The organism is Pyrococcus kukulkanii (genome assembly GCF_041647995.1).
Classification (GTDB): Archaea; Methanobacteriota_B; Thermococci; order Thermococcales; family Thermococcaceae; genus Pyrococcus.
This window is the reverse complement of the sequence record NZ_JARRIB010000001.1, coordinates 14,201-37,511: the sequence shown is the minus strand read 5'-3', so window position 1 is coordinate 37,511 and position 23,311 is coordinate 14,201. Positions and strand designations below refer to the sequence as shown.

Genomic DNA, 23,311 nt, shown 5'->3' with positions numbered 1-23,311 from the left:
GCTCACCACCTCATCCACCAGCCGGGTTTCTCCTCTTCCTCTGTCTCATACCTGTACGTTCTCTTGATTGCAAAGATGAACACCGCTCCGCTAAGGGCCGCTCCTATTGCCGCCTCGGTCATGGCGACGTCAGGGGCTTGCAGGAAGAAGAATAATATCGATGCAAATAGACTCACGGCAGTCATTCCGACTACTGCAGCTAGTAAGTCCCTCCATTCGACAGCAAGAATTGCGGAGACAATCATGAGGCCCATTATAACGTATTCAATACACGCTACACAGTTCATCCTTCTCCCTCCTCACTCCTCACTTACATTCCCATTGGAGACCTTCTTCTCGAGGTGCTCCCTGTACTTATCAACTACACTGCCCTCCCAGAGGGGTATTCCTGACTTGTACGCTCCTCTGATTAGGGCGTGTGCACTTATTGGATTCGTGAGGAGAAGGAATGTTGCAATTACTATTGCCTTGGTAAGCCACGCAATGCTTAGTCCTTCTCCCACGGCCCAGAGGCCAGTTCCCACTATAACCCCTAGAGAACCCAGGGTTGCACTCTTCGTAGCTGTCTGCATCCTATTGTAAACATCTGGCATCCTGATGAGACCTAGGGTTGAGAGGAAGTAGAATATCGTTCCGAACAGCACTAAGAACTCTCCAATCCAAGCTAAAACGCTCATAGTCCCCCCTCCAGGTACCTTGCGAACGCTATGACTCCAGCGAACGATAAGATCGCATAAACCAACGCCACATCGAGGAATATCGCCCTTCTGTAGTACAGGGAGAATAGTACCATGAGGCCAACGGTTATCGTAGTCATTATATCAACGGCAACAAGCCTATCTACTGTGGTTGGCCCCCTGAATACTCTGTACATGCTTAGGAGGGTTGCTATTGCTATTAGGAGGAGGTAGATATTAATTCCTATCATTCGAAGATCACCTTCAGAAACTTTTCAAAAGGCTTCGTAATATTCCTTGATGCTCCTTCAACGGAGGCATCCTTCACATCTATCCAATGTATGAAGTACTTGTCCCCATCAACATCTAAGGTTATCGTTCCTGGAGTTAAAGTAATTGAGTTTGCCAAGGCCAGCCTCCCAACATTGTTTCTAAGTTCCGTTCTGCACTCAACGATTCCTGGGTTTATAGGTCTCTTAGGATGAAGAACCCTGTATGCCACATCGAGATTGGCCATGATCATGGCCCAGAGGAAGTAGGGGAGGTATGCCACGAAATAGGCGACTCTTTTGGGATGAAGATTTCTCAATCCTCTAGTTGTAAAGGTATCGTACGTGAGCGATGCCACAATTGCGGAGAATATCGCCCCAATGACGAGTTCTTGGGGGTCAAGGCTTGCCGTTAAGAAAAGCCATATTATGAATAAAACGATGAATGTGTACAAGTACTTGCTAATTCGGCTTGCTTCTGCCATTTTTGACCCTCCAAAATGTATTGTATGAAATTTTCTCCATTGGATACACCATTGGTTTAGAACAAACTTTTATAAATGTTTGCCCCAAATAGTAAAGTTTAAAACCTTAGGTTATACACCTATGCAGACCTATGAAGCTAACTTTTCATATATGCGCAAAAGTTTTTATACTTTAGGCTAGAAAACTCGGCAGGTGGTGGTATGGCTGAAAATATAGGTGAGGTTCCTAGCGGTGAAAAGGAATTTGAGACACTTACTAAGAGAATGCGTGAAATAATTGAGTTTCCAGAGATAACTGAGGAAGAATTTGAAAAAATGCTAAAACGTGCAAGCAGAGGTTATGGTGGTTCTCTACCTCATAGGACGTACTCATTATGTCCAGAGAGTAGGAGAGTTGTTCCCGCCGTTGTATGGGAAAAGGGCGGTATGGTTTGGATAACCAAAAAGTGCCCCGAGGGCATGATAACTGACCTATACTACGAGGATGTTGATATATATTATAGGTTCTCAAAATGGAAGTTTGAAGAGAAGAAGCTGTTTTCAGCGAACGTTGAAAATACAGGTGTTAACTGCCCCTTCGATTGTGGCCTCTGTGCAAGGCATCGCTCCCATACGAGCCTTTTGAACATCGTCTTAACGAACAGATGTAATTTAAACTGCTGGTACTGTTTCTTTTATGCCCGTGAAGGAGAACCAATTTACGAGCCAACATTAGAACAAATTAGAATGATGCTTAGAAATGCAAAGAAGGAGCACCCAATTGGGGCCAATGCCGTTCAGTTCACCGGTGGGGAACCAACCCTTAGGGACGACTTAATCGAGATAATCAAGATAGCAAAGGAGGAAGGCTACGATCACGTTCAGCTGAATACTGATGGAATAAGGCTTGCATTTGAGCCAGAGCTTGTGAAGAAGATTAGGGAGGCTGGCGTGAACACGCTTTACCTTAGCTATGATGGAATGACGCCACAAACCAACTGGAAGAACCACTGGGAGATACCACTAATATTTGAGAACGTGAGGAAGGCAGGAGGGCCCGGAATAGTTCTCGTCCCAACTCTCATAAGGAATGTAAATGACCACGAGGCAGGGGCGATAATTAACTTCGGCCTTAATCATCTTGATATAGTTAGAGGAGTTAACTTCCAGCCAATATCTCTCGTTGGTAGGGTTCCAAAGAAGGAGAGGCAGAGATTTAGGATCACGATTGCGGGGGCAATAAAGAAGATAGAGGAGCAAACCAATGGCGTAATAGCGAGGGAAGATTGGTATCCAATACCAATTGCCGGTCACATAGCTAGGTTCTTTGAGGTATTCACGGGAAAGAAGTACTACATGACGAGCCACTTCGCCTGCGGTGCTGCCACTTATGTGTTCCTAGACAAAGAAGAAAAGAAAGCTATACCCCTTCCAAGGTTCATAGATGTGGAAGGTTTTGTGGAGTTCCTACTTGAGAAGGCTGATGAAATCGAAAAGGCTAGGTTTAAGGGACTTGCAAAGCTTAAGGCAATAGGTGAGACGGTATTCCTAAAATTCAAGCAATTCTATGATGAAAAGAATGCGCCGAAGGGTCTTGACGTCTTAGGGTTAATTAAGAACGCGTTCATGTATGGAAACTATGATGCCCTTGGTAAGTTCCACCTCAGGACACTGTTCCTTGGAATGATGCACTTCATGGACGAATACAACTATGATGTTGAGAGGGTTGAAAGGTGTGTCATCCACTACGCGATGCCCGACGGGAGGATAGTTCCATTCTGTACCTTCAATGTTATCCCGGAGATATACAGAGACAAGGTTCAGAGGCAATTCAGCTATTCCTGGGAAGAGTGGAAGAAGTTGCATCCTGACTGGGATTACATGAAGGACAAGTACGTGAGAACTAAGGAGTTCGTTGAGAAGATGAAGAAGAGCGAGCTCTACAGGAAGACGTACATCGACATCGAAAACTACTTCGAGAGGTGAGGGAAATGAAAAAAATAACCATAAAGCTGGGCAAGATAAGTGAAGAGAAAGCTAAGAGGCTTCAGTACGAGCTTTCAGTTAATGACTCCATTTATAGGGTGTTCATAAATCCATACCTTAAGGAGGCTAAGATAATCTTCGACGACTCGAGGATAAAGGTTGAGGAGATACTTGAAAAGCTTAAAGACTTCCAGCCGAATGTTAGTGGTATGGAAGAAGTTAGCTTGGAAAAGGTTATAGAGGAAAGCATGAGTTGGAACCATAAGCTCAAAGCTTAGTGAATATTTCTCTTGCCTCGCTATATTTCATTAGTTCTTCCCTTTTTGGGATGCTCCATGCTCCCCTTTTTGTTGTTGAGAGTCCAGCAACTAGGTTTGCGAACCTCCCAATTTTCATTAGGGTGCTCTCGGTGAAGTACTCTCTAAACGCGATGAGGCCCACAAGGAGCGCTGCTGTGAAGGCGTCTCCCGCCCCTGTTGTGTCGATGGGCTTTACTGGATATCCTGGGATTTTGACTTCATGTTCCCAGGTTCTTAAAATGCACCCTTCTTTTCCGAGTGTTATTGCTGTCAGTAGCCTCCCCTCTGTTTTTATTCCTTTTTCTTCCAGCAGTTTTAGCTCCTCATCACTAACCTTTAGGATATCGGTGAATCTTATTGCCTCTTCAATGACTTTAAACATATCTTCTTCCCTGTTCTTCCAGAGATCTCTCCTTATATTAACGTCAAAGCTGATAGCTACCCTATCCCTAAGCTCCTTCATAATCCAGAGAATCGTTTCCTTACTTGGACTTCTTGCTAGTAGAACGGAACCAAAGTGAACTATCTTTGAATTTTCAAGGATGCTTAGATTAATGTCCTCCTTCCTTAGGTTGAAGTATGCAACTCCGTCATAGAGTACGAATGATGGCTTAGCTCCTTTGAGTTGGACGAACACTACCCCTGTGTGCTTCTCCATGTCAACTGCAACGCCCTCTGTGTTTACCCCTTCACTTCTCAGCCTTTCAAGTAGGAACTTTCCAAAGGGGTCATTCCCCACTTTACTTATTAGCGAAGCCTTTACGCCTAATCTGGAGACTCCGACGGCAACATTGGCTGGTGCACCCCCAGGATGCTTTTCAAACCTCTTAACGTCCTTTAAATTCCCTTCTTCAGCAGCTATCATGTCTATGAGAACTTCCCCGACTGAGGTTATCATGCCACCACCATTTATTTATTCTCTCCTCCAAACTATTAAAGGGATTAGCCATGATTGGGGTAGTATCATTTACTGACCCTAGGCCAACAGCTTTATCCAAAGAAAGAGAGGAAGCAATTAAACAAAAGCATAATTATTTAATTAAAGAATTGTCTAATGAATTTGAAGTCCTTGATTTAAACGCCGAGCTTGGGAAATACGAGGGCGAGATCTTTGGAATAAATAGTGTTGAAGAGTCGATAAAGGCCGGAAGGATTGCCAAATCCAAAGGTCTTTCTGGAGTAATCCTTGGACTGTGGCACTGGACGGAGAGTAACTTAGTTACGTACTTCCTTAAGGAAGCCAATTTGCCTATTCTCCTCTACTCAGATGGAGATCCTGCTTGGGCTGGGGCAACTTGCGTTACATCAGTTGGAGCCTCTCTGTGGGAGAGCAGTGTTAATGAGCACGCCCTAAGGCACTCTAGGATTATCGGGGACGTAGAACTGGTTAAATCCTGGGCCAGAGCCGTTGAAGCGGTAAGTGAACTTTCAAGGAAGAAGCTGTTGCTCTTTGGAAGTCCCTACACTCTTGGAATGGAGCATCTCATGGACGACCTTCCAAGGCTCAAGAGGTTTATTGGGGACTTTATAATGCTGGATCAGTACGTAATCCTCCACGAAGATATAAGTGAAGAGGAGATTGAGAGGTTTTATGAGTGGTTGCTTGAGAAGATGAAGGTTAAGTTCGACGAAAAAATGCTAACCCCAGATTCGCTAAAGAGGCAGATAAGGATTTATCTAGGTGCTAAAAAAGTCTGGGAGAGATATAAGGATGAAGTTGGGGGTGTTTCGATAAAGTGCCAGCCCGAGCTAAGTGAGATTTATGGAACAACGGCTTGCCTAATTCCGGCCTTCTTCCCGTTCAATGTTGACGCATTTGGGGAGAAGCCGATAGTTCCGGCAACCTGTGAGGGAGATATCAAGGGGACTATAAGTTCCTCTCTTCTGTACTACTTGAGCGGAAAGCCTCCTTTGTTTGGCGATATAAAGTACGTGGATGATGAAATAGTGATAATAGCAAACTGCGGTGCCTCCTCTCTATATTATGCTAGGCTTAGCGATGATCCGGAAGAAAACCTCAGAGCCGTAACTGTACAGGGCCAGTGTCAGGGAAAGAGTGGAGGAGCCCTAACCTACAGAACTCCCCCTGCCGAGTTCACGGTTACGAGACTTATAAGGAGGAACGGGGAATATTATCTGCTGTACTTCCTCACTGAAGGCGTTGAGATAACGGAGGAGATTGAGAAAAAGCTCAAGTGGGGCAAACAGTGGCCCCACACAGCAATAAAGAACCCCCTCGATGCCCAGGACTTCATAAGCGTTATGGGCGCAAACCACTTAAGCCTTGTTCCTGGGGACTACACTGAAGAGTTGAAGTTCGTCGCAAAGATTTGGGGGATTAAAGCTGTTGATCTTAGCGATCCTCTTGACGTCAGGGAGTTTCTGCTTTAACCTTTCCATCTTTAACTTCAACGTTTATTCTAGACTTCAGCTTGAGGTCTGGGAGTAGAGTCTTACCATTTTCAATGGCCACCGTTATGAAGGCGAAGATTGCTGCTGCAGACCAAGCTTGTGGCTCATTTGCCCTTTCAACTTCAAAGGGAACTGGTGAATCGAGGCCCGCGTACAGCTCTGGAATCTTGTTGAGGCTGTAAAGTGCATCCACAACCCTCTTCCCGATCTCGTCGGCCTTCTCCTGTTCTCCCACCCTGCAAAGACCCAAGGCTATTATTGCATTGTCGTGTGGCCATATGCTACCATTATGATAGCTGAAGGGGTCATAAGCCTCCTCATTCTCTCCCAGGGTTCTTATCCCCCACCTTGTCATTAGCTGTTGGGAGAAAAGTGCTTCAATTATTTTCTCTGGATCATCTGCGATACCTGTAAAAAGAAGATGCCCCTGATTCGATGCTAAAACATCTGAATCTGGGGTTAGTTTGTACCCTCTCTTTCCTTTGAATAATCTGTTAAACCTTCTCCTTAATTTCCTTGCTTTTTCCTTTGCTTCTTTAATTCCTAGAAACTCGTAAAATCCCATGAGTGCGGCGTAAGCGTAACCTTGTACCTCAACCAAAGCTATAGGGGGTTTAGCCCCGGGAACTCCTTCTTTTGAATCTTTCCATCCTTGATTCATTGGCCTAAATGGATTTGCAAAGTCGTACTTAATAAATCCTTCCTCTTCAAGTTTCACAATAATCCATTCGTACGCTTTGAGCAGGGGTTCTCTTATCTCTTGGATTAACTTTTCATCTCCCGTAGTTTTGAGGTACTCCCAGGCAAGAAGGGCATATAGGGGAGTTGAATCTATTGATCCGTAATAAGGAGAGAAAGGCATCTTCTTAGATAAGGATAACTCTCCAAATCTGAATTCATGCGGAATTTTTCCTGGCTCTTCAAGTGTTCTTTTATCAAACTTCTTTCCTTGGAGCTTTGCCAATATTTTAAGTGTTCCTCTCGCGTACTCTGGAGCGTACGGTAGCAGGAAGAGTGAGGCTATTATTGAATCTCTCCCGAAGATACAGTAGTAATCTGGAATTCCGGCAAATAAGATTGTATTACCGTCAATAATAACACTTAGAAGATTTATATGATAGATAGCCTTCTCTAGTAACCCATTTAGTCCTTTTCCTCTTATCCTGGGATTATACTTTTTAATTGGGGGTAGAGCAGCCCCAAACTTTATTCCCACTCTAATCTTCCCAAAAGACTTTCCCCTTATACTTGGAATACTAGATATGGAGACCTTAAACCATCTCTCAACTCCATCAATTCCCCTATATGAGTACCTATTTCCTTCCCTTTTTATCTCTCTTTCAATAGGATGAACTATTCCCCGCACTTCAAAGATGTCTCTAAACTTTGGCTTTAGTTTCACATTGACATTTGGCTTCACATTTTTACCCTTTGGGTTGGCTATTATTATCTCCTCAACGTATTCATCACTATTGAGCTGTCTGATTCTCTTATTTGGGAGATCCACCTCAACTTCAAGTTCGCAGAGTTCAGTATCATATGAGAATAATGCTATCTCATTTCCTTTAGCCTTTATAAATGCGGGCCCACTCGCCAGCATGCATTAATTTTTGGATAAAATACTTTAAACTTGTCCCCCCTTTCAAGATGGGGGAGCGAAATGAAAGTTGAAGAGTTCATGAAGAGGCATGGAATTGGGATTGGTGATTACGTTAAGCTCGTTAAGCTGGAGGATGGAGAGAAAATTGAGTATAAGGGTCTTGTAATGCCACCGTACGAACTTTCTGAAGGAGACACTTTAGTTATAAAGCTCGACAATGGCTACAACATTGGGATTGCCGTAGATAAGATTACCTCTATAGAAGTCATTGAAAGGGCAAAGGCAAGGCCTGAGGTTCATTTTAAGGCAGAGCTTGAGCCTAAGCCCAACCTTCCAAGTGTTACAATTCTGGGAACTGGAGGAACTATAGCCAGTAGAGTTGATTATGAAACTGGAGCAGTTTATCCTGCGTTCACGGCAGAAGAACTAGCTAAAGCTGTCCCGGAAATATTTGAGATAGCAAACGTTAAGTCCAGGTTACTCTTCAACATCTTCAGCGAGGACATGAAGCCTTCCCACTGGGTAAGAATAGCCCATGAAGTGGCGAAGGAGCTGAACTCTGGAGCTTATGGAGTTGTCGTTGCTCATGGAACCGATACCATGGGGTATACTTCTGCGGCCTTAAGTTTCATGCTTAGGGATCTCAATAAGCCTGTAATATTGGTAGGTGCTCAAAGGAGTAGTGATAGGCCGAGTAGCGATGCCGCGATGAACCTGATATGCTCGGTCAGAATGGCGGTCAGCGAAGTGGCGGAGGTCATGGTTGTGATGCACGGTGAAACCGGGGATACTTACTGCCTTGCCCATAGGGGAACCAAAGTAAGGAAGATGCATACAAGCAGGAGAGACGCCTTTAGAAGCATAAACGATATTCCCATAGCTAAGATATGGAGCGACGGTAAAATAGAGTTCCTAAGGGATGACTACCGGAGGAGGAACGAGGGGGAGGTTTGGGTTGATGATAAAATTGAGGAAAAAGTTGCCTTGGTGAAGATGTACCCTGGTATAAGCCCTGAGATAATAGACTTCTTTGTCGACAGAGGGTACAAGGGAATAGTTATAGAGGGAACTGGGTTAGGTCATACACCAAACGATATGATACCTTCAATAAGAAGGGCAGTAGAAGAGGGGGTTGCAGTTTGCATGACTAGCCAGTGCCTCTACGGAAGGGTTCACATGAACGTTTACGCAACGGGAAGAAGATTGTTAAAAGCAGGAGTTATCCCCTGTGAGGACATGTTACCGGAGACGGCCTATGTAAAGCTGATGTGGGTTTTAGGCCACACTCAAGATCTCAATGAAGTGAGAAACATGATGCTGACTAACTATGCGGGAGAAATAACTCCCTACACGAAGCCCAATACTTATCTAATTTAAGGGGTGGTGGAGATGGCTAACATCGACTATGAACAAATTGGCCTTAAAGTTGGATTGGAGATTCACCGTCAACTTGATACAAAAAAGCTCTTCTCTCCAGTTCCAAGCGAGCTAACGGACAAAGTTGATTTCACGTTTCAAAGAAGGCTAAGACCCACAATGAGTGAACTAGGTGAAGTTGATCCGGCGGCGCTTGAGGAGTTCAAGAAGGGGAGAATTTATATTTATGAGGGAAACAATGAGCTAAGCGATCTCGTCTATATGGATGAGGAACCTCCAAGGGGTCCCGACAGGGAGGCTTTGGAGGTTGCCCTTCAAATTGCTTACCTTCTAAACGCAAAGCCCGTAGATGAGATTTACTACATGAGGAAGATCGTTATTGACGGTTCAAATGTTTCTGGATTCCAGAGAACCGCTATAATAGCTACCGATGGAAAAGTTGAGACGCCCTGGGGAACAGTTGGAATCCCAACTATATGCCTTGAGGAAGATGCTGCGAGGATAATAGAGAGGAAGGACAGGGAGGTAATTTATAGGGTAGATAGGCTTGGCATACCCCTAATTGAGATAAGCACCACTCCAGATATACACCATCCAGAGCAGGCTAAAGTTGTTGCAAAGTTCATTGGTGATGCCTTAAGGGCGACAAGGAAGGTCAAGCGTGGTCTTGGAACTATAAGGCAGGATTTAAACGTTTCTATAAAGGGCGGGGCAAGGATAGAGATAAAGGGAGTTCAAGAACTGGACATGATCCCTCTAATAATAGAGAGGGAGGTACAGAGGCAACTGAATCTGCTGAAAATAAGGGATGAGCTGAGGAAGAGGGGAGTTAAACCCGAGGATATAAAGGAAGAATTCTACGATGTAACCGATATCTTCCAAAACACCAAGTCAAAGATTATTGGGAGGACAATAAAGAAGGGCGGCAAAGTTTTGGCGATAAAGCTTCCTAAGTTTAGGGGTCTAATAGGGATGGAAATTCAGCCTGGAAGGAGGCTGGGAACTGAATTTGCGGACAGGGCAAAGAAGTACGTTCCTGGGATATTCCATAGTGATGAGTTGCCAAACTACGGCATAACCCAGGAGGAAGTCGAGAAGGTCGTCGAACGGCTCAGCCTTGGAAATGAGGATGCCTTCGTTTTGGTTGCCGCCGAGGAAGAAACAGCGAAGAATGCTCTGCGTGAAGTGATTAAACGTGCAAGGGAGGCAATTGAAGGTGTTCCCGAAGAGACGAGGAGGGCCCTTCCAGATGGTAATACGCAGTACATGAGACCGCTCCCAGGAAAGGCTAGAATGTATCCCGAGACGGATGTACCTCCACTGAGAATTCCGGATGATCTGAAGAGAAGAATAAAGGAGAACCTCCCAGAGCTACCCCAGGCTAAGGTTGAGAAGTACGTTAAGGAGTACAAGATTGATAGAAGCTTAGCACAAACGTTGGTTGACGATGAAAGGGATGAGCTATTCGAAGAGCTAATTGAGATGGGCGTTAAGCCATCGCTTGCGGCTTCGGTTCTAGTAGTCGTTCTTAAGGGATTAAGGAAGGATGTTCCAATTGAGAACATTACTGAGGATCACATAAGGGAGGCCTTCAAACTTTATCTCGAAGGGAAGATAGCGAAGGAGGCCTTTGAGGAGATATTCAAGGAGCTCGCTCTGCACCCGGAGAAGACAGCTGAGCAAGTAGCTCAAGAGAGAGGATTAACACTATTGAGCGAGGAGGAAGTCGTGAAAATCGTTGAGGAAGTAATACAGCAGAACGTTGATGTTGTGAAGGCCAAGGGTATGGGGGCCATGGGTTTAATCATGGGTAGGGTCATGGCAAGGGTGAGGGGCAAGGCAGACGGTAAATTGGTAAGCCAGATCGTGAGGAAGAAGATCCAGGAACTCTCCCAGGGATGATGAGGTTCGCTAGACCTGAAGCGTGATGAACCCTAGGGTATCTGACCTCTATCTTTTTTAACCCTTCTTTCTCTCTTTTTGACGGATGATGAGGCCTACCTCGCTGAGCAGTGATGATTGGGTGAGCTGCCTGACAATTTCCTAAGATTCTTGATTTTTAATTTGCGTTAATTTTGCACGATTTTTGTCGAAATTGCTCATGACAAAGGACAAATATTTAAATGTACATGTTTAACAACTTATATAACTCTTCCGCTCGATATCAGGCTTCGATATACATTTGTGCGGAGGTGTGCATAGATGGGCATCTTTAAAAGATATCTTGAATACCCTGTTTTGCAGAAGATCCTCATTGGTCTTATCTTAGGTGCAATATTCGGACTTATAGCGGGCCACTATGGCTACGCAGATGCAGTGAAGACGTACATCAAGCCATTCGGCGACCTGTTCGTTAGGCTATTGAAGATGCTAGTTATGCCGATAGTCTTCGCCTCACTAGTGGTAGGTGCAGCAAGCATAAGTCCAGCAAGGCTTGGTAGGGTTGGTGTTAAGATAGTTGTTTATTACCTCCTAACGTCAGCATTTGCGGTGACATTGGGAATAGTTATGGCTAGGGTCTTCAATCCTGGAGCGGGAATCCAGCTAACTATCGGCGGTCAACAATTTCAGCCAAAACAGGCGCCATCGATGGTTCAGACTTTACTCAACATAATCCCCACAAACCCATTCAGTGCATTAGCAAATGGTCAAGTTCTTCCAACTATATTCTTCGCAATAGTCCTTGGAATTGCGATAACTTATCTAATGAACAGTAAGGATGAGAAAGTTAGGAAGAGCGCTGAAACACTACTCAACGCAATTAATGGTTTGGCCGAAGCAATGTACAAGATCGTTGGTGGAGTGATGCAGTACGCCCCTATAGGTGTCTTCGCATTGATAGCAAATGTAATGGCCCAACAGGGAGTTAAAGTCGTTGGAGAGCTCGCAAAGGTCACCGTTGCAGTTTACGTTGGACTGGTTCTCCAGATACTCATCGTGTACTTCATCCTCCTCAAGATCTTCGGTATCGATCCGATCAAGTTTATCAGCAAGGCTAAGGATGCCATGCTCACCGCTTTCGTTACGAGGAGCTCAAGCGGTACCCTGCCAGTTACAATGAGGGTAGCCAAGGAGATGGGTGTTTCGGAGGGAATATACTCCTTTACGCTTCCACTGGGAGCCACTATAAACATGGATGGTACAGCCCTATACCAGGGTGTCTGTACCTTCTTCATAGCTAATGCCCTTGGAATGCACTTAACGATTGGCCAGCAGTTAACGATAGTTCTTACGGCAGTTCTGGCATCAATAGGAACCGCCGGTGTTCCCGGCGCTGGAGCAATAATGCTTGCAATGGTTCTCCAGAGTGTTGGATTGCCTCTAACAGATCCGAACGTTGCCGCTGCTTACGCGATGATACTTGGTATCGATGCAATTCTTGACATGGGTAGGACGATGGTCAACGTTACCGGAGACCTTACAGGAACCGCAATTGTTGCAAAGACTGAAGGAGAGCTTGAGAAGGGAGTTATTGCCTGAAGAACTTTCCTTCTTTATATTTTATTGAAGGTGCTATCTTCTCTAGGATGTGGGGCTTTTTTAGGATACTTTCAAGCCTTTTTTCATGAACCCTAAAGCCTCTCCTAAACCATCTTGGATATACCCTAAGCGTATCGCCGCATAATAATTCTTCCCGCTCACATCTCCTCCATAGATCCTCCGGCTTTGCGTATCCCTCCTCTATAATCTCAAGATAGAGATCCCACAGGGTTGGCCTTCTTACGTGGTCTATACCTAGGAGATTCATACCACAACAATCCATGTCTAGTGGGTGATGATACTCAAAAAGCCCCTCCTTACATGTTGAAAACGCTAATCCCTCTTTTCTTGTTTCCTTTGAAAATTCTTCAGTTATTCTGATCCTATAAGGGAGAGGGGGCTGAATTAAGGGAGCTTCTTCATTAGAGGTTCCAGGTAAATAAGATGACCACTCTTCTCCGTATACCTCTTCCCCTGGGAACAACTTAGAGAAAAATCTAAGGAGATTTCTCTCTATCCTTAAGAACTCAAGGATTATCATTTCAGCTCCGGCGGACGCTACTTCTGATACGAAGGTTTCTATATCCTTAATCCATCCTGGGATGAACGGCTGGACTCTGACGATTACCGGAATTCCAATTTCTGAAGTCCTCCTTATGAGGTCTAATCTTTCTTGTGGACTTGGTGCGAGTGGCTCCAGAATTCTTGAGTCCCCTAGTGTTGACAATGAAACCTGAAACACTAAAAGTCCCTCACTACCAAGGGCCTCCATAATTTCTATATGCTTTTCCCCAGGAATGAGCTTAGTGTTCACAATTACCGGAACCTTTTCCCTGTAAGCGAGCTTTAAGGCCTTAAGGGTTATCTTTGCTTCTCCTTGAAAAGGATCACTTAATGCGGAAAATCTGACTGGAGTTACCCTTAATCCTTCCCTCTGCATTCTACCAAGCTCTCTTATTAGTTTAAAGACGTTCCATATGGGCTTCGGTTTTCCGTGCGGCCCTCTGTACCACCTGGCGTAGCAGTAGATGCATCCTACCTCGCAGGTCGTGAAGACTTCTCCCCTAATTACACTGTGGCATAGCGAACTGACGTGACTACTCGGTCCTATTATGAAGCTCTCGAGCTTCATCATGCAAGCCTTTTTATTCTCCCTAAAAATATACTATCCCTTGGGGATAGGAATGGGTGTGTACATCTTTACTCCTGAAGATCTGCTCAGGTATGAGGTTATAACTCAGGATTGCCTCAATATTTTAAAGGAGGCCTTGGAAAGAAGAGAAGACATTCTGGTAGTTGGAGGAACAAGGGCAGGAAAGACTAAATTAGTTGAAGCAATGACTTTCTTAATTCCTGAAAACTGGAAGATAGCCGTTGTTACCGCGTACAATGAGTTCAAGCCCTTTAAGGATAACATCTTCGTTATAAACACGGAGTTTGACGGCAGGAGCGTTGACGCAAGAACCGAAGAGGTAATTGAGAAGATAAACTCGATAAATCCGGACTACGTTATAATAGATACCATTCACACCGTTAGCGTCCCCAGGATTCTCGAAAAGTTGACAGATAAATATGGCTTCATAATAACCTCTTTAGTCCTCTCGAGGAATCTCTGGGACGAGATTAAGCATTGGCTAAAGATAGATGATAAGATGTTAAAAAAGTTTGAGCTCGTTGTGGAGCTCTACAGAGACATAAAAACGGGGCATAGAAAGGTTAATGCGATATACAGGATAAAAGAAAAAGAGTTGGAGAAGCTATGCTAAACCCTTCTGCTTCTTCAATTCGTTTATTACTTCCCTGAGGTTATCGAGCATCTCCCTTATGTCATCGAACGGTATGTAACCCATGTGACCAATCCTGAATGTTATCTCCTTGACACTACCATACCCCTTAGCTAGCTCGAATCCTCTCTTCCTCATGGCCTCGTAGACCTCATCTCCCTTTATTCCCTTTGGAGTTAAGACGGCGGTAATCGTTGGGCTCTCGTAGCCCTCTTCAGCTAGGATGCTGAGGCCTATCTCTTTAACTCCCTCCCTGATCATCTCAGCCCTCTTCTGGTACATCTCAAGCCACTTCTCCTTCCCGCCCATCTTCTCTATTATCCTAAGGACGACGTTTAGGCCAAAAACCTGTGGCATCGGAGGTGTTGATGGTGTTGACTCCTTTTCCTTGAGGTACTTAACGTACAGTGGAATGTCAAAGTACCATCCCCTCTCTGGCATTTTTTCAGCAATCTCTAGGAATCTCTCGCTGAAGACTCCAATCGCAAGTCCTGGAGGAACACCGAATGCCTTTTGGGAGCTTGAGAATACAACGTCAAGCTCCCATTTATCGAACTTTATGTCTGCCCCTCCCATCGCTGAAACGGCATCGACGAACACTAGCTTATCGTGTTCTTTTGCCACTTTGGCGAGCTCTGGGAGGGGATTCAAAACGCCAGTTGATGTTTCATTGTAGGTTATCGTTACGGCCTCAACGTCAGGGTTCTTCTTTAGGGCGTCATCTAGATCTTCGGGCTTTACAGCTTTTCCGGGCTCGTATTCTAAAACTACTGCCTTTCTTCCGTTGGTTTCCACAACCTCCTTGTACCTCTTCCCGAATGCTCCAATTATAGTGACTAAAACTTTTCCACCCTTTGTTACTCCATTTCTAATACTTGCTTCCATGATTCCGGTTCCGGAGCTTGGGACTAGTAGAACTTCTCCCTTCTTAACCTCGAGGAAGTCCCTGAGCCTTTCGACAGTATCAACGTGCACCTTTCTGTACTCTTTGGATCTGTGGCTGAACATCTGAACTTTCATTATCTCAAGTACTTCCGGGAAGCATGCAACTGGTCCTGCTGTAAAGAGCTTGTATTTTGGCTTCACCATTTCATAAACTTCTCTAAAGGCCTCCTCATATTCCATACCCCTCACCAACTTCAATATTGTTTTATAGCTATAAAAATGATTTGGACTTGGGGATGTACATGCTTCAAGAAATAATCAAGGATGAAATAAGGAAATTGAAACCTATCCTAAGTGAGTATGGTATAGAGTTGGAAAGGTTCTTAGCGAAGGGAACAACAAGCTATATATTCCTTGGTACCTTTAATAATGAGAGGGTTATAATAAAGTATCAAAGACCTGATACCCCTCGGAAAACATTGAAAAGAGAGGCTCGTATACTAGAGATCCTTAAAGGTAGGAACATAACTGGGGACTTAGTTTCCTATATGCAGCTTGGAGGAAGAGAATTACTTATAAGGAAGTACGTTGATGGGGAACCCCTAATAAAAGCACTTCCTAAGAAGAGAGACATCCTAAAAATAGCTGGGAAGGCTTATACTCTTGATATCTTAGGGATTGATCATGGGCAGATTCAGGGGGGCAAACACATAATAATAGGGGACGATGTCTGGATAATTGACTTTGAAAAGGCTAGTACTGAAAGAAAGCCAAGGAACTTAACATCAGCAATGGCAATGTTGTTCCTCTCTAATAACGTGATTTCTCGTAGAATTTCTGATGAATATAGGATTATGGAAGATTTCAGAAAAATATTGAGATCAGCGCTCAGAGAGTATAAGATTTCTAAGGATATCAAGAAAGTCATGGAGGTTTTATCTACCCTTTAAATCCGGCAATCATTGGTGTGGCAGTTCCCAAGAGCAATAATACAATTCTCGGATCTATAATGAAATTAAATGCTATCGTGATTGCAGAGATAATTACAATCATTGCAAGCGTGTCTTTCTCAAAAAGATGAGACTTTACTAGGATGTTTTTGTATCTTCCTAGGTAAGCTAGACTTATTGGGATCCCTACTGATGGAATAATTAGGAACGTGAAGTCTTTAAGTGCAAGTGTCAATAATATTCCAGTTAAGAATATCCCACCTACAAGCAGATCTCTATTCATGTCTTTATGATCCACGACAAACTTTAAAAAATGCACCTATAAGTTTAGGCGGGGGAGATAAAATGGCGAGGTTTCCAGAGGCTGAGGCGAGGATATTCAAGAAGTACATATGCCTTAGATGCGGTGCCACTAATCCATGGGGAGCCAAGAAGTGCAGAAAGTGCGGTTATAAAAGATTAAGGCCAAAGGCAAGGGAGCCGAGAGGAGGAGGGCGCTGATCTCTATTCCTTTAGCATTTCAAGGACGTTTTCTATTGTCTTTACTCCATTTTCAAGCAATTTTTCTCCTTTTTCTGTAAGTTGGTAGTATTTTCTTGATGGTCTGCCACTCTCTCCTTCATGCCACTCCGAGGTGACGTAGCCCGCTTCTTCAAGCTTGTATAAGACGACATAAGAACTAACAGTTGCCGGTTCAAATCCAAATCTTCGTTTTAACTGCCCTCTGATTTCATACGCGTACATTGGCCTCTCTTTGAGTAGCTTTAAGATGTACATCCAAAGTATTTCTTTCGTGAGCTTATCCTTAAGCCTTAATAATATCTCATCCATTTCCATTTACATCACCCTTAGGGGGGTAATTCTTTCGCTATAAAATGTAACTACTAAAATATTTTTCGGTTATAATATAATTAAATAGGAGCAAATGGATCATCACTTCTATTGTCGCATATTATGAAAATTGAAAACTTCAAGCAAGTCGCTTTTCGAGGAAGATACTTAGTACAAGGAGAACTCCCAGCACCATAACAACTATATAAGACCACCGGGTCGTGATTTCTGCTGTGCTCATACTTGTACCACTAACCTTAAATGACAGGTTAACTTGCCCTTCTCCTATTATCACTATTGCTATGAAGTCTTCATCGTTTCTCATTGCTATCGTTCTTGAGATGTTGTTTCCTCTTGCTGTAAAGATTGCTTTTCCAGTTCCAAAAGGATCAAAGTCTTCTTTTTCGCTGTTTAGTGTAAAATGGTAAGCTTTTAGCTCTATACTCTTCCCGCTAGTAGTTATTATGTGTAGTTTCTTCCCACGAAGTTGGGTGGCATTGAGTATAATGACTTCGAGCCCTTCACCGAAAGGTTTCCTTTTTAGGTTGAGGGTAATATTCTGTGGATCCTTGATATAATGTGCAACGAGAAGGACTGCATCAAAAATCCCTTTTCCCTCTACCATGAGCATAAATTTGCTCTCATTAAAAATCACAAAGTCTGGTCTTCCCTTTGGAGCTTCTGACGTGTGGAGTATTAATCCAGAGGGATCAAGAACATGGAGTTTTAGATCTTTTCCTTGACGGACATAGCGCCCATATAGAAAAGCTATCTTCTCTCCTGCGATGTTTTCGAAGATGTAGGGGGGTGTGATATCACGCCACACCACATGGTAAGGGAGTCCGAGGTAGTGAATCTCTGAGCTGAAGTTGCTCTTGGCGAGCCAATTGTCGCCATAGACTGGAAGTTTCCCTGCTCCACTCACTTCTAACGTAAGCGGATAATTCTTGCCATTTATTGTGACGTTGAACCTTAGTGGAGACTCTACGCTAAAGCCAGAGGGGAAGCTTGGAAGCGAAACTACGAGGGTTAATTGAGCACCCCCTTCAATATTGAGAGTCTTAACTTCATTCTGGTTATAATAGAAGGCGTACCTAATTGAAGCAGGTAATCCTGTAACATCAAGCTCCACTCTTCCTTTTCCAGTAATCACTAAACTGTAAGCCGCCGCACCTCCTAAAGGAGCCCTTGCATAATCATTAACGAACCGGACACTAAAGTTCTTTTCAAGCATGAGGGGTATAGTTGTCGTGAAGTCTCTAGAAGATACACGAATTGTAACGTACTCAACATCCTTGTTTAGATTAAAGGTAACCTCTTTCATTTCCCCCTTGTGGAGGGTAAGATCGAGGTAAAGAGGGGAGCTAATAATGAGTGAATTGCTTGTAATGCTGACTCTTCCATGAAAGTAACCTCCTTCATTTTTTATCTTTAGTCTTAGGGTCTTTCCGTTAAAGGAGTATGAAATCACAGAAATGGAGGGAGGCTCAAAGTAAAAGCTCTCTTGAAGAACACTACCATAGTTCACAACAACTACACCTTGGAGGGGATTTCTCCTGAAGGTAACTTCTCTCTCTTCCTTTCTTCCTAAATATACCTCTTCCTTCTCTAGTGTAAACCCTCCACTTGTTAGTGCAACGGTTACATTAACTCCGTCTCCATGGTTAAAGAGTACAATATGGAGTTTGTCATCTCTCCATAGTGATTTTATCTCTACTTGCTTTGTCATTTCCCCCACAATTACGTTTTTACTTAATTCTCCAAGAGAGAGCGTGAAAATACCTGATGGAGGGGTTTTGACCTTAAATGTTATTTCATCCCCGTTTTTCAGACTTATAGGAACTTCTTTTATGAGAAGACCATTTGAATATACTTTCAACGTGTCGTTTATGTCATAGTAGCCCTCCCACCTTATGCGGAACTTTGTGTAGGTGTCAAAGGCTTCAACGATGTTCACTGAGAAATCCTTTTTCTTCATCACTTTTACCTGGGAATAGTTCCCGCTGAGGTGAAGGACAAGTTTTTGAGTAGTCGGATCAAAGTGTCCTAGGGTATAATTAACCCCATTAGAGAAGATACTCTCTCCGAAGCTAAGTACACTTGAGGTTATGCCGTTAGGACCTTCAACACGCAGATATATTAGGTCTCCTGTTGGAGAGGGATCGAAGGTAACTGTACTATTATCCACTAATAGGACTTCATCCAGTCCAAGCTCAATAGAATATGCAAAAACGTTTTCCGCAAAAATAAGGAGGATTATAGGTATCAGAACTTTTTTCATCCCTCATCACCCCGTTAAGGATACTCTCTCCGGTAGATCCCCAGCAATGTGAGGAGTAATGTGAGGAGTATAGTATCAATGAAAAACAGTATTGTTGTGTTAGGATCACCTTTATAGGCGTCTAGACCAGTGTGGAGAGTAAAGTGTCTTTTAAGAAGAACTCCCACTTGGTAATTGAGAGTGAAGCGTTCTGGATTGTCAAAGAATGGTAGCTGAGGCAGTATAAACTGGGCAACAAAAACAAGGGCAAAGGCTGAGAGAGAAGCATAAAGGGGACGTGAGACAATAACAGAGAGTAGCATTGCTAGACTGCCTAATGCTCCAAGAAGCAGAAGCGTAACCCCTGTGGCGTAAAGTACATCGTCGAAAGTAGCTTTAAAACCTTCAAAACCTGCTTTGTAGAGGAGAACTTCATAAATTTGGAGAATGAGGTATGGAACCCCAAATAGAATCGCTATACTTGTGATTCCAGCTAAAAACTTGCCAAGGACAATTTCGCTCTTTCTTATAGGCTTTGTCAGGAGAAGTCTTATTGTGCCTTTATCAATTTCACTTGCAAGGAGGTCGCTCATGAGGATTATGGCTACGAGTTGACCGATAATACCAAGCCAGAAGTTCACCATGAACTCGGAGGTAACTATCTGAAAGGATCGCTCAAGAATCTTCGCTCCATATTCCATTACTTCTTCGTGAGTAAAGAAGTGGACTACTACAGGCAAGAGCATTGTGGCGAGCATGACCTTGAAGCGTCGCGTCTTAAGTATCCTTGAAACCTCGTTAAGGTAAAGGACGCTTATCACTCTCCCACCTCCAAACTAAACTTCTCCATGAGAATTCTCTCGAGAGGGCTTGTGTGGGGTTTGAAAAGCTTGAGCCTTATTCCGTTCGAGCTAAGGTACTTTGGGAATATTAGGAAGAATTCGTCTAGGAACTTTGGTTCGACAATGACTCTGATAACATTATCTTCTTCCCAGATTTCCTGGATATAAGGTTTTTCACGCAGAAATTTCATTACACTACCGTTGTCAGAGGTTACTATGTCGTACTCCTTCTCCTCTATCTTCATTAAATCGGTTATCTTTCCCTGGGCTATCATTTGTCCTTGATTTATTATTCCTACGTAGTTACACATCTTCTCTATCTCACTGACTATGTGGGAGCTCACAAAAATTGTCTTGTCTCTCTTAGAGAGTTCTAATATTTTCCCAATGAACTCTATTCTGCCGAGGGGGTCGAGGTTTGCCGTGGGCTCGTCCAGGATGAGAAGCTCTGGGTCATGCATGAGTGCCATGGCAAACATGACTCTCTGCTTCTGACCGCTTGAGAGCTCTTTCATTTTGTTGAGTGCTATCTTCCCCACACCAACGTAAGTCATTAGTTCCTTTGCCTTTTCCTTTGCCTCCTCCCTTTTCATGCCAGAAAGACGGCCCATATAAGTTAAGAACTCGAAAATAGTCATATTATCATATGCTATCGGTGATTCAGGCATATATCCAACCTTTTTCATTATCTCTACCCTTTCTCTTGGCATATCCATTTCAAAAATTTTGATTTCGCCGTAGGTAGGTCTAAGCGCTCCCGTAAGCATCTTAATCGTGGTCGTTTTACCTGCTCCATTCGGTCCAAGAAAGCCGTAAACAACTCCTTTGGGAACCTTTAAATTGAGGTTATATACAACGTTACGTTTCCCGAAGAATTTGGTAAGTTTCTTAGTTTTGATAATCTCCATACGTAAACACCTTGATTATGCTCTGTTCGTGAATACTATAATTTGAAAGTTTTAAAAATGTTCTGATAAGAAAATTTGAAATTCTTAAGAAATGAATTTACCACCCAACTAGCTTTTAAACGGGGAAATGTGGAGAGGATAACCCCGAACCTCCCCACTTTAGCGGAAGATAGGGGTAATTGGCCGAAGACACTGCCAGAGGGCCGAAAAGCCCTAGATGAAACCCCTCAAACCTTTCCGTCACTGGCAAGAGGTTAAACCGTTGGAACCCTCGCCAAGAGAAGGAGATCAGAAAGCAAAAAGAAGTCAGAATATTAAAGGTGCCCTGTATTCACCCCAGACTTCCCTTAGCACGTCAGTTACCTCTTGGAGCGTTGCAAGGTGCCTGTGAGCTTCAATTATGTATGGCATTAAGTTTTCATCTTCTTTTTCTGCAGCGTTCCTGAGCTTATCCAATGCCTCTTCTACCTTTTTGTTGTTCCTCTCACTCCTCAGCTTCTTCAGCCTCTCGATCTGCTTCTCCCTTATGCTTGGATCAACCTTTAGTATTTCCACCTCTATTGGCTCATCAGTGACGAACTTATTGACCCCCACAATTATTCTCTTACCTTCTTCTATCTCCTTCTGGTACTTGTATGCGGCTTCAGCGATCTCCTTTTGGATGTAACCCCTTTCAATAGCCCTCATCATTCCTCCCATTTTCTGGATCTTCTCAATGTACTTAAGGGCCTCCTCGAAGATATGATCGGTAAGCCACTCGATGTAGTATGCCCCGCCAAGTGGATCAACTGTATCAACTACTCCACTCTCGTAAGCTATGATCTGCTGGGTTCTTAATGCAATCCTGACGCTCTTCTCAGTTGGCAATGATAAGGCCTCATCGTAGGAGTTCGTGTGCAGTGACTGGGTTCCGCCTAGAACTGCAGCTAATGCCTGAATCGCGACTCTTATTATGTTGTTCTCGGGTTGCTGGGCCGTGAGAGTTGAACCCGCCGTTTGAGTGTGGAATCTAAGCATCATCGACCTTGGGTTCTTTGCGTTAAACCACTCCTTCATTATGTACGCCCAGAGCCTTCTTGCTGCCCTGAACTTTGCAATTTCCTCAAGGAAGTTGTTGTGTGCCGCAAAGAAGAAGCTCAGCCTTGGTGCAAACTTGTCTACATCCATCCCTCTCTCTATCACTGCCTTAACATATTCAATACCATCGGCCAATGTGAATGCTACCTCCTGAACGGCATTAGCCCCAGCCTCTCTAATATGATAACCACTGATACTTATTGGGTTCCACTTTGGAATGTTCTCCGCACAGTACATAATTATGTCAGTAGTCAGCCTCATTGAAGGCTGTGGCGGGAATATGTAAGTTCCCCTTGCAATGTACTCCTTGAGGATGTCGTTCTGGACAGTCCCTCTGAGCTTCTCTTGGGGAACTCCTTGCTCCTCTGCAACGAGAATGTACATTGCCAGGAGGTTTGCCGCGGTTGAGTTTATCGTCATTGACGTTGAGACTTTATCCAGTGGAATACCATCAAAGAGTATTCTCATGTCCCAAAGCGAATCAATTGCTACTCCAACTTTCCCAACTTCTCCTTCTGCCAGTGGGTGATCAGAATCATAACCGAGCTGAGTTGGCAGGTCGAAGGCAACGCTCAATCCGGTCTGCCCTTGGCTCAGTAAGTACTTATACCTTTTATTTGACTCCTCCGCTGTAGCATAGCCTGCATACTGTCTCATGGTCCAGATCCTTCCTCTATACATCGTTGCGTAGACTCCCCTCGTGAATGGGTATTCTCCTGGGAAGCCAAGCTTCTCCATGTAGTCCCAGTTTTCTCCTAAATCCGCGGGAGTGTAAATTCTCTTGATTTCAAAGCCATCATCTGTCATGAATTTTTCCTTTCTCTCTGGAGCCTTTTGCAAGAACTGCTTAACAGTAGTTTCCTCCCACCTCTTTTCCTCCTCCCTAATTTTCTTCAAAGCATCCTTATCAAACGTCATCATTTGGCCACCTGTTCATGTATGGGTATTTTACCTATAAAAAACTTTACAAACCTAAAGATTTTATGGATATTTTGTCCAGTTGGATGAATACCTAGAACTTGAATTTGTTTAAGAAACGAAGAATCTAGCGGCCGGCGGCGTCCCCGGCTTCCCGCCCCCTCTCGGAGGGCAGTACAACCGGGATCGCTGGGGGGCTTAACTTCCGGGTTCGAAATGAGACCGGGTGTAGCCCCCCCGCTATGGCCGCCGTGCCGATTTCTCATCAATCCATTCGCTTTAAAAAATTTTC

General features: G+C 43.9%; 23 protein-coding genes, 1 rRNA gene and 1 other RNA gene. 10 read left to right on the top strand and 15 right to left on the bottom strand.

Annotation, left to right across the window (positions count from 1 at the left end):
• Nucleotides 1-2 precede the first annotated feature (2 nt).
• Genes P8X24_RS00245 through P8X24_RS00230 form a run of 4 tightly spaced genes read right to left on the bottom strand, consistent with a single transcriptional unit; the run spans nucleotide 3 to nucleotide 1,431 of the window.
• The gene (locus P8X24_RS00245; RefSeq protein WP_372913555.1) at nucleotides 3-287 is read right to left on the bottom strand and encodes a DUF4040 domain-containing protein; all 285 of its coding nucleotides are present in this window, start codon (nucleotides 285-287) and stop codon (nucleotides 3-5) included.
• Nucleotides 288-299: 12 nt separating this feature from the next.
• On the bottom strand, nucleotides 300-677 hold the full coding sequence (gene mnhG, locus P8X24_RS00240; RefSeq protein WP_372913554.1) for a monovalent cation/H(+) antiporter subunit G: 378 nt from the start codon (nucleotides 675-677) through the stop codon (nucleotides 300-302).
• A complete protein-coding gene (locus tag P8X24_RS00235) occupies nucleotides 674-928 on the bottom strand; it encodes a monovalent cation/H+ antiporter complex subunit F (protein ID WP_372913553.1) in 255 nt (84 codons plus the stop codon). Before P8X24_RS00235 ends, mnhG begins: the two co-directional genes overlap by 4 nt.
• The gene (locus P8X24_RS00230; protein ID WP_372913552.1) at nucleotides 925-1,431 is read right to left on the bottom strand and encodes a Na+/H+ antiporter subunit E; all 507 of its coding nucleotides are present in this window, start codon (nucleotides 1,429-1,431) and stop codon (nucleotides 925-927) included. Before P8X24_RS00230 ends, P8X24_RS00235 begins: the two co-directional genes overlap by 4 nt.
• A 201-nt stretch (nucleotides 1,432-1,632) precedes the next feature.
• Here P8X24_RS00230 and tes point away from each other — a divergent pair, with 201 nt between their 5' ends.
• Together tes and P8X24_RS00220 are read left to right on the top strand one after the other, a co-directional pair.
• Entirely contained in the window at nucleotides 1,633-3,396 is a 1,764-nt protein-coding gene (gene tes, locus P8X24_RS00225) for a tetraether lipid synthase Tes (RefSeq protein WP_372913551.1), read from the top strand.
• Nucleotides 3,397-3,401: 5 nt separating this feature from the next.
• Nucleotides 3,402-3,674, top strand: a complete 273-nt coding sequence (locus P8X24_RS00220) for a DUF3213 domain-containing protein (protein WP_372913550.1) — start codon at nucleotides 3,402-3,404, stop codon at nucleotides 3,672-3,674.
• Here the strand turns inward: P8X24_RS00220 and P8X24_RS00215 are convergent.
• Nucleotides 3,664-4,593 carry a carbohydrate kinase family protein gene (locus P8X24_RS00215; RefSeq protein WP_372913549.1) on the bottom strand — a complete coding sequence of 310 codons (930 nt, stop codon included), beginning with the start codon at nucleotides 4,591-4,593 and terminating at the stop codon, nucleotides 3,664-3,666. The two genes, P8X24_RS00220 and P8X24_RS00215, sit on opposite strands and share 11 nt — an antisense overlap.
• Nucleotides 4,594-4,643: 50 nt before the next feature.
• Between P8X24_RS00215 and P8X24_RS00210 the strand changes: the two genes are divergently transcribed.
• Nucleotides 4,644-6,086, top strand: a complete 1,443-nt coding sequence (locus tag P8X24_RS00210) for an L-fucose/L-arabinose isomerase family protein (protein WP_372913548.1) — start codon at nucleotides 4,644-4,646, stop codon at nucleotides 6,084-6,086.
• On the opposite strand, the gene P8X24_RS00205 is transcribed toward P8X24_RS00210, so the two are convergent.
• Nucleotides 6,067-7,707, bottom strand: a complete 1,641-nt coding sequence (locus P8X24_RS00205; RefSeq protein WP_372913547.1) for an MGH1-like glycoside hydrolase domain-containing protein — start codon at nucleotides 7,705-7,707, stop codon at nucleotides 6,067-6,069. The genes P8X24_RS00210 and P8X24_RS00205 overlap by 20 nt on opposite strands.
• A gap of 60 nt (nucleotides 7,708-7,767) precedes the next feature.
• On the opposite strand from P8X24_RS00205, the gene gatD reads away from it, so the two are divergent.
• From gatD to P8X24_RS00185, 4 genes are all read left to right on the top strand, one after another.
• Nucleotides 7,768-9,084: a Glu-tRNA(Gln) amidotransferase subunit GatD gene (gene gatD, locus P8X24_RS00200; RefSeq protein ID WP_372913546.1), complete on the top strand. Its 1,317-nt coding sequence runs from the start codon at nucleotides 7,768-7,770 to the stop codon at nucleotides 9,082-9,084.
• A gap of 12 nt (nucleotides 9,085-9,096) precedes the next feature.
• On the top strand, nucleotides 9,097-10,986 hold the full coding sequence (gatE, locus tag P8X24_RS00195) for a Glu-tRNA(Gln) amidotransferase subunit GatE (RefSeq protein ID WP_372913545.1): 1,890 nt from the start codon (nucleotides 9,097-9,099) through the stop codon (nucleotides 10,984-10,986).
• An RNA gene (locus P8X24_RS00190) (C/D box small nucleolar RNA) lies at nucleotides 10,979-11,034 on the top strand. Before gatE ends, P8X24_RS00190 begins: the two co-directional genes overlap by 8 nt.
• A 252-nt stretch (nucleotides 11,035-11,286) precedes the next feature.
• Nucleotides 11,287-12,564 carry a dicarboxylate/amino acid:cation symporter gene (locus tag P8X24_RS00185; RefSeq protein WP_372913544.1) on the top strand — a complete coding sequence of 426 codons (1,278 nt, stop codon included), beginning with the start codon at nucleotides 11,287-11,289 and terminating at the stop codon, nucleotides 12,562-12,564.
• Here P8X24_RS00185 and P8X24_RS00180 read toward each other — a convergent pair.
• The gene (locus P8X24_RS00180) at nucleotides 12,554-13,696 is read right to left on the bottom strand and encodes an SPL family radical SAM protein (RefSeq protein WP_372913543.1); all 1,143 of its coding nucleotides are present in this window, start codon (nucleotides 13,694-13,696) and stop codon (nucleotides 12,554-12,556) included. The two genes, P8X24_RS00185 and P8X24_RS00180, sit on opposite strands and share 11 nt — an antisense overlap.
• A gap of 52 nt (nucleotides 13,697-13,748) precedes the next feature.
• On the opposite strand from P8X24_RS00180, the gene P8X24_RS00175 reads away from it, so the two are divergent.
• Complete coding sequence (locus tag P8X24_RS00175) at nucleotides 13,749-14,330, top strand: ATPase (RefSeq protein ID WP_372913542.1); 582 nt, start codon at nucleotides 13,749-13,751, stop codon at nucleotides 14,328-14,330.
• Here the strand turns inward: P8X24_RS00175 and P8X24_RS00170 are convergent.
• On the bottom strand, nucleotides 14,322-15,473 hold the full coding sequence (locus P8X24_RS00170; protein WP_372914163.1) for an alanine--glyoxylate aminotransferase family protein: 1,152 nt from the start codon (nucleotides 15,471-15,473) through the stop codon (nucleotides 14,322-14,324). The two genes, P8X24_RS00175 and P8X24_RS00170, sit on opposite strands and share 9 nt — an antisense overlap.
• A 62-nt stretch (nucleotides 15,474-15,535) precedes the next feature.
• On the opposite strand from P8X24_RS00170, the gene P8X24_RS00165 reads away from it, so the two are divergent.
• A complete protein-coding gene (locus tag P8X24_RS00165) occupies nucleotides 15,536-16,183 on the top strand; it encodes a serine/threonine protein kinase (RefSeq protein WP_372913541.1) in 648 nt (215 codons plus the stop codon).
• On the opposite strand, the gene P8X24_RS00160 is transcribed toward P8X24_RS00165, so the two are convergent.
• On the bottom strand, nucleotides 16,173-16,466 hold the full coding sequence (locus tag P8X24_RS00160) for a hypothetical protein (RefSeq protein ID WP_372913540.1): 294 nt from the start codon (nucleotides 16,464-16,466) through the stop codon (nucleotides 16,173-16,175). The genes P8X24_RS00165 and P8X24_RS00160 overlap by 11 nt on opposite strands.
• Nucleotides 16,467-16,528: 62 nt before the next feature.
• On the opposite strand from P8X24_RS00160, the gene P8X24_RS00155 reads away from it, so the two are divergent.
• A complete protein-coding gene (locus P8X24_RS00155) occupies nucleotides 16,529-16,684 on the top strand; it encodes a 50S ribosomal protein L40e (protein WP_068324217.1) in 156 nt (51 codons plus the stop codon).
• A 3-nt stretch (nucleotides 16,685-16,687) separates the two neighbouring features.
• Here P8X24_RS00155 and P8X24_RS00150 read toward each other — a convergent pair whose 3' ends face one another.
• The 6 genes from P8X24_RS00150 to rrf form a co-directional block, all read right to left on the bottom strand.
• Complete coding sequence (locus P8X24_RS00150) at nucleotides 16,688-17,014, bottom strand: PadR family transcriptional regulator (protein ID WP_372914162.1); 327 nt, start codon at nucleotides 17,012-17,014, stop codon at nucleotides 16,688-16,690.
• Nucleotides 17,015-17,153: 139 nt separating this feature from the next.
• Nucleotides 17,154-19,295 (bottom strand): hypothetical protein, encoded by a 2,142-nt coding sequence (locus tag P8X24_RS00145; RefSeq protein WP_372913539.1) that lies wholly within the window; start codon nucleotides 19,293-19,295, stop codon nucleotides 17,154-17,156.
• A gap of 14 nt (nucleotides 19,296-19,309) precedes the next feature.
• A complete protein-coding gene (locus P8X24_RS00140; protein ID WP_372842289.1) occupies nucleotides 19,310-20,095 on the bottom strand; it encodes an ABC transporter permease in 786 nt (261 codons plus the stop codon).
• On the bottom strand, nucleotides 20,092-21,024 hold the full coding sequence (locus P8X24_RS00135; RefSeq protein ID WP_372913538.1) for an ABC transporter ATP-binding protein: 933 nt from the start codon (nucleotides 21,022-21,024) through the stop codon (nucleotides 20,092-20,094). Before P8X24_RS00135 ends, P8X24_RS00140 begins: the two co-directional genes overlap by 4 nt.
• Before the next feature lie 306 nt (nucleotides 21,025-21,330).
• Nucleotides 21,331-23,019 carry an acyl-CoA mutase large subunit family protein gene (locus P8X24_RS00130; protein WP_372914161.1) on the bottom strand — a complete coding sequence of 563 codons (1,689 nt, stop codon included), beginning with the start codon at nucleotides 23,017-23,019 and terminating at the stop codon, nucleotides 21,331-21,333.
• Nucleotides 23,020-23,151: 132 nt separating this feature from the next.
• Nucleotides 23,152-23,273, bottom strand: a 5S ribosomal RNA gene (gene rrf, locus P8X24_RS00125).
• Nucleotides 23,274-23,311 lie beyond the last annotated feature (38 nt).